Here is a 5,705-nt window from a genome sequence, read left to right as displayed (position 1 = left end):
GTCGCGCACGCGGCGCAGCAGGCGGTTGGCGATACGCGGGGTGCCGCGCGAGCGCGAGGCGATCTCGACGGCTGCGTCGGCGGTGATGTCCACGTCGAGGATCGTCGCGGCGCGGGTGATCACGCTGGTGAGATCGTCAACGTCGTAGAACTCCATCTGGGCTGTAAAACCGAAGCGGTCGCGCAAAGGCCCGGTCAGCATGCCGGCGCGGGTGGTGGCGCCAACCAGGGTAAACGGTGGGATCTCCAGCGGAATCGACGTCGCGCCCGGGCCCTTGCCCACGATGACGTCGATGCGGAAATCCTCCATCGCCATGTAGAGCATCTCTTCCGCCGGCCGCGCGATGCGGTGGATCTCGTCGATGAAGAGCACGTCGCCCTCCATGAGGTTCGACAGCATCGCGGCGAGGTCACCCGCGCGCTCCAGCGCCGGGCCCGAAGTCATGCGTAGCGACGTCCCCAGCTCCTGCGCGATGATCATCGCCATCGTCGTCTTACCCAGCCCGGGCGGGCCGGAAAGCAGGATGTGATCCGGCGTCAGCGAGCGCCGTCGCGCCCCGGTGAGCACGAGGTTAAGCTGCTCGCGCACCTTGGGCTGGCCGATGAACTCGCCCAGGGATTTCGGGCGCAGCGACTTCTCCACGTCGCGCTCGTCGGCAAGCTCAGTGGCGTTGACAACGGAGCTTGGCGGCCGGCCCACCGCATCCGGCAGGGCGAACTCGGTCTTCTCCACGTCTGACATGACTCGTAGCCTACTTCCCCGCTACTTCGATCCCAGTTGCGTCAGCGCCGCGCGAAGCAGTTCGGAGGAGGAGTCCCCCGGGCGTTCCTGGATGAGCGTGTCGACGACCCCGCGCGCGACCTTGTCCGCAAACCCGAGACCGATCAGCGCCTCGACAACCTGCTCGGCGGCGAGCGAGGTCCCCGCCGTCACGGGCGCGCTCGGTGCCGCTCCCGGCTCGGAGGTGGCGTAGAGACCGTCAATCTTGTCCTTGAGCTCGAGCGCCATGCGCTCGGCCATCTTCTTACCCACGCCCGGGATCGTTTGGATCCGCTTAATCGCCGCGGCGTCACCGGCGGTAATCAGCCCGGCAAGCTCTGCAGGTTCGAACACCGACAGGCAGGCCAGCGCCAGCTTCGGGCCGAGACCGCTGACAGTTTGCAGCCGGTGGAACATCGTGCGCGCACCGTCGTCGGCGAAGCCGTAAAGCGTCACCCCGTCGTCCTTGACCACCATGGAGGTCAGAACCCGGGTGGTCTCGCCGCGGGTCAGTCGCGCCAGCGTCGGCGGCCCGGCAAGGAGGCGGTAGCCGACGCCGGCGCACTCGATGACCGCGTGGTCCAAGCCAATGGAGAGCACCTCTCCGTGTAGCGAATCGATCATGGCGAAACCGTCCTGTCGTGTGAAATGTGTCGGGGTTTATGGGCTGGTGGCGGCGAGGCCGCGGGCGATCAGCGGGGCGCGCCAGCAGTGGCACACGGCGATCGCCAAGGCGTCGGCGGCATCGGCGGGCTTCGGGGGCTCAGCCAAACCCAGGATGCGGGTGATCATGGTGGTCATCTGTTTCTTGTCCGCCCTACCGTTGCCCGAAATCGCCTTTTTCACCTCGGACGGCGTGTACATGTGCACCGGCAGGCCGCGCTCGGCGGCGGCGAGGATGAGTACGCCGACAGCGTGGGCGGTGTGCATGACGGTAGAAACGTTGCCGCGCTCGAAAATGCGCTCCATGGCGATCACATCGGGCTGGTAGTCATCCAACCACTCGCGCACCGCAGCGGACAGGCGTACAAGCCGCTGCGGCAACTCGGAGGCCGCGGGCGTGCGCACGACACCGACCGCGATGGGGATCACCTGGCGACCTCGGCCGGCCTGGACAATCGATAGCCCACAGCGGGTCAGGCCCGGGTCAATGCCCATCACACGCAGACCCTCGAGGTTTACACCATTAGTCACACACTTGTTCTACCACACGTGTCAGGGTCGCGGGGATTCAGGTAGCCTTTCGCCGGGTAGCTATTCGCGTTTGGCGGTGTGGACGTTGCGGTAAGACCGCGTGGCCGCAAGTCATGCGTTTTGTTGACCCGTGGTCAGCACCAGCGGGTTTGGCTTGATCGTGACATCTGGGGCGGTGAAATGTCACAGTCAACCGGCGGCGGGAACGAAAACCCCAGGTCACTACTGGACCTTCTTGCTTGTCCGTGACATCTCGGGCGGTGAAATGTCACAGTCAACCAGCACACCGCACCAAAACCCCAGGTGGCCAACACCCAGATCAACTTGACCGTGACATCTCAGCCAGTGAAATGTCACCCTCAACCAGTGGCGGGAACGATAACCCCAGGTGACCACCACCCAGATCAGCCTGACCGTGACATCTCAGCCAGCGAAGTGTCACGGTCAGCCAGCACACCAAATCAAAACCCCAAGTCACCTCCGCACGGTGACGTGCGGGGCCGCTCTAGTCCTCCAACTGCGCAGCGACCTCGTCGCTGAGGCTCATGTTGGTGTAGACGTTCTGCACGTCGTCGGAGTCCTCGAGGGCGTCGATGAGCCGGAGCATCTTCTTCGCCGAATCGAGATCCAGCTCCACCTCGACGGAGGCGCGGAAGTCCTGCTCCGCGTCGTCGACCTCGATGCCCTCGGATTCCAGCGCGGAGCGCACGGCGCGCAGGTCGGTCGGTGCACAGATGACCTCGAAGACGTCGTCTAGGTCGCGGACCTCCTCGGCACCGGCGTCGAGCACTGCCATGAGCAGGTCGTCCTCGGTGTGCTCGCCGCGCGGCACGGTGACCACGCCGGTGCGAGTGAACATGTAGCCCACCGAACCGGTTTCTCCGAGGTTGCCGCCGTTTTTGGTCATCGCGGTACGCACCTCGGTGGCGGCGCGGTTGCGGTTGTCGGTGAGGCACTCGATCATCACGGCGACGCCGTTCGGGCCGTAGCCCTCGTACATCACGGCCTCCCAGTTGGAGCCGCCGGCTTCCTCGCCGGAGCCGCGCTTGCGGGCGCGCTCGATGTTGTCCTTGGGCACCGAGGCCTTGGTCGCCTTTCGGATCATGTCGTCCAAGGTCGGATTCGCCGACGGGTCTCCGCCGCCGGTGCGGGCCGCCACTTCGATGTCTTTGATCATCTTCGCCCACTGCTTCGAACGCTTGGCGTCGTTGGCGGCTTTCTTATGCTTGGTGGTCGCCCACTTTGAGTGGCCTGCCATGACCAGCTCCCCTTTCCGCGTTTGCCTCGCCCCGTGGATAAAGCAGCCGGGGCCTAAAGAACTCGCTTTAGTATACGCACGGCGCTTGTTCGCACCCGTGCCCGGGTTTTTAGGAATCGTCCTCGCCAGGCAGGGACTGTCCGCCGTTGCGCAGCGTTCGGGTCAGGCCTTCCTGCATGGTCACGGCGACGAGGTTTCCGTCGAGGTCGAAGATTTGGCCCTGGGTGAGGGCGCGACCCGCGTGGGCGGACGGGGAGTTTTGATCGTAGAGCAGCCACTCGTCGGCGCGGAAGGGGCGGAGGAACCACATGGCGTGGTCGAGGGAGGCCATCTGGACCTTGTGCCCGGTGTGCGGCACCATCGAGGAAAACAGCAGCGTCATGTCTGACATGTAAGCCAGGGTGCAGATGTGGAAGGTGTCGTCGTCAGGCAGGGGTCTCTTGGAGCGGAACCAGATGACTTGCTGGCTTGAGGCGCGTCCGTCGTGCGCGTAACTGTTGGAAGGCACGACTCGGAAGTCCCAGTCGGACCACTCGGTAATCAGCCCCCGGAGGCTTTCCGGCAACTCTTCGGTGTTGGAGTCGAGCTCATCCGGCCGGGGCACCTCGCGCATGGCGTCGCGGTGCTCGGGACCCTCGTCGCCGATGCGGTGGAAGCTGGCCTGCATGGAGAGGATGACTTCGCCGTTTTGCATCGCCTCGATCTTGCGGGTGGCGAAGCTGCGGCCCTCGCGCACCCGGGAGACCAAGTATACGGTTTCGGCGTCGGCTTTGCCGGCGCGCAGGAAGTACCCGTGCAGGGAGTGGACGCGCTTGTCTTCGCCGACGGTGTGCGTGGCGGCCACCAGCGCCTGGCCGGCGACGTGCCCGCCGAATGTACGAACGAACACTTTCGAGTCCATCGCGCGGCCCCGGAAGATGTCTTTATCGATTCGTTCGAGGTCCAAAATCGCCTGAATGCCCTCGTAACTAGGTTCGTTCATAGTCAGACAGATTACATCACTACGAAACCAACGCTACGTTACTGTTATGCTACCGCGCGCGTGGCACTGAGGTGCGCATACTCCGGCAGCGTGGCGCTGCCGCCGAGACGCAAAACGCGCACAGGAACCCGCAACCTAACCGCGCGCGTATCGCTGACCGCCTCGTTGTAAAACCGCATAGCGAGCGCGACGCGGGTGTCTGCCTCGGCGAGGTCGCGCCCGTTGGCGTGCGCTGGGCCCTGCTTGTCGACGTCGCCACGCAGCGCATCCTCCACCTCGCAGCGCGTGGCCACGTCCCGCGGCGTCAGGCGCACCCTTTCTGCGGCGCGGGCTCGCTCGGCGACCTCGGGAATCGTCGCCGCGATCACCGCGCAGCGCCTATCCAGCGCGGCCTGCAGCGCGTCGCGGCTGCGGTCGACGCGGATGTGCAACCGGTCGAGTCGTTGCGCCGTGAGGTAGGCCCAGAAAAGGACCACAACGACAACCGCCGCCATCACGGCCAACATCACGGATGTCACCGGCTCACCCGCACCTTCTCGCCGGGCGTCGACGCAACCGTGTCGTAGACCGCCATGATGCGCGCGGCGACGCTGCCCCAGTCGTAGTCTGCGGCGCGCAAAGTGCCGGCGTCGATGAGCGCGTCGCGGGTGAAGGGGGCGTCGATAAGCGAGCGCAGCGTGCGCGCCAGCGCTGCGGAGTCGCCGACGGGAAACAACGCCCCGGCGGGTCGCCCGGTGTCTGCGGCGCACACTGCCGCGAACGCCTCGATGTCGCTGGCGACGACCGCGCACCCGGCGGCCATTGCCTCGACCAACACGATGCCGAAGGATTCTCCGCCCGTGTTCGGTGCGACGTAGATGTCCGCGCGGCCCAAAATCCGCGCCTTCTCGGCGTCGCTGACGCGGCCGAGGAAGTCGACACCGGCCGCCTGGCGCGGCGCGCCCCCGCCCACCACGGTCACCCGCGCGGGCCTGTCCAGCTCAGCGATCGCGCGCTGGAATATGTCGAGGCCCTTGCGCGGCTCGTCCAGCCTGCCCAGAAACACGATCTCGGGAACGTCGTCTGGCGCGCCCGTTGCCTGCTCCCGCGCCCGGCGAAACAGCGAGGTGTCCACCCCGTTGGGGATGAGCACGGGGTCCGTGCCGATCTGCTCCACCTGCCAGCGCCGGGCCATCTCGCTAACGGCGATGCCACCGCGGATCTTCTCCAGCCGCGAGCGCAGCACGGGCAAGGCCACACGCAGCGGCCACGACGACGTCGCCGAGGCGTGGTATGTGGCAACGATCGGGCCCTCGGCGACGCGCAGCGCCGCCATGGAGTAGCTCGGCGAGTTCGGTTCGTGGATGTGCAGCACGTCGAAGTCGCCCTCGGCGATGAACCTGCGCGCCACGCGGCGCACCTGCGGGCCGATCGCGAGTCGCGCCACCGATCCGTTGTAGCGGATGGGGACCGACCCGCCGCCGCGGGTGACGTAGTCGGGCACGTCCGCGGCGCGCGTTGCCGGCCCGAGCA

Annotated in this window: 7 protein-coding genes; all 7 read right to left on the bottom strand. The window is 66.3% G+C overall.

The features are described from left to right. Positions 1–741: Holliday junction branch migration DNA helicase RuvB (ruvB, locus tag HMPREF0298_RS05835; protein WP_006840195.1), on the bottom strand; the 741-nt coding region annotated here is incomplete at its 3' end. A gap of 21 nt (positions 742–762) precedes the next feature. Beyond that, the gene (ruvA, locus tag HMPREF0298_RS05830; RefSeq protein ID WP_006840194.1) at positions 763–1,383 is read right to left on the bottom strand and encodes a Holliday junction branch migration protein RuvA; all 621 of its coding nucleotides are present in this window, start codon (positions 1,381–1,383) and stop codon (positions 763–765) included. Positions 1,384–1,419: 36 nt separating this feature from the next. Beyond that, on the bottom strand, positions 1,420–1,917 hold the full coding sequence (gene ruvC / locus HMPREF0298_RS05825) for a crossover junction endodeoxyribonuclease RuvC (protein ID WP_006840193.1): 498 nt from the start codon (positions 1,915–1,917) through the stop codon (positions 1,420–1,422). 541 nt (positions 1,918–2,458) lie between these two features. Continuing rightward, positions 2,459–3,211: a YebC/PmpR family DNA-binding transcriptional regulator gene (locus tag HMPREF0298_RS05820; RefSeq protein ID WP_006840192.1), complete on the bottom strand. Its 753-nt coding sequence runs from the start codon at positions 3,209–3,211 to the stop codon at positions 2,459–2,461. Positions 3,212–3,320: 109 nt separating this feature from the next. Beyond that, complete coding sequence (locus HMPREF0298_RS05815; RefSeq protein WP_006840191.1) at positions 3,321–4,193, bottom strand: acyl-CoA thioesterase; 873 nt, start codon at positions 4,191–4,193, stop codon at positions 3,321–3,323. 44 nt (positions 4,194–4,237) lie between these two features. Continuing rightward, the gene (locus HMPREF0298_RS05810; RefSeq protein ID WP_006840190.1) at positions 4,238–4,699 is read right to left on the bottom strand and encodes a hypothetical protein; all 462 of its coding nucleotides are present in this window, start codon (positions 4,697–4,699) and stop codon (positions 4,238–4,240) included. Positions 4,700–4,707: 8 nt separating this feature from the next. Next, on the bottom strand, positions 4,708–5,705 hold a 998-nt coding region (locus tag HMPREF0298_RS05805; RefSeq protein WP_006840189.1), incomplete at its 5' end, for a glycosyltransferase family 4 protein.

It is taken from the genome of Corynebacterium lipophiloflavum DSM 44291 (assembly GCF_000159635.1).
Classification (GTDB): domain Bacteria; phylum Actinomycetota; class Actinomycetes; order Mycobacteriales; family Mycobacteriaceae; genus Corynebacterium; species Corynebacterium lipophiloflavum.
The sequence above is the reverse complement of the archived record's forward strand: the minus strand, read 5'-3'. Positions and strand labels throughout refer to the sequence as shown.

Coding starts and splice junctions, on each gene's coding strand:
- HMPREF0298_RS05815 (WP_006840191.1), bottom strand. CDS start 4,193: ATGAACGAACCTAGTTACGAGGGCATTCAGGCGATTTTGGACCTCGAA.
- HMPREF0298_RS05810 (WP_006840190.1), bottom strand. CDS start 4,699: ATGTTGGCCGTGATGGCGGCGGTTGTCGTTGTGGTCCTTTTCTGGGCC.
- ruvA (WP_006840194.1), bottom strand. CDS start 1,383: ATGATCGATTCGCTACACGGAGAGGTGCTCTCCATTGGCTTGGACCAC.
- ruvC (WP_006840193.1), bottom strand. CDS start 1,917: ATGGGCATTGACCCGGGCCTGACCCGCTGTGGGCTATCGATTGTCCAG.
- HMPREF0298_RS05820 (WP_006840192.1), bottom strand. CDS start 3,211: ATGGCAGGCCACTCAAAGTGGGCGACCACCAAGCATAAGAAAGCCGCC.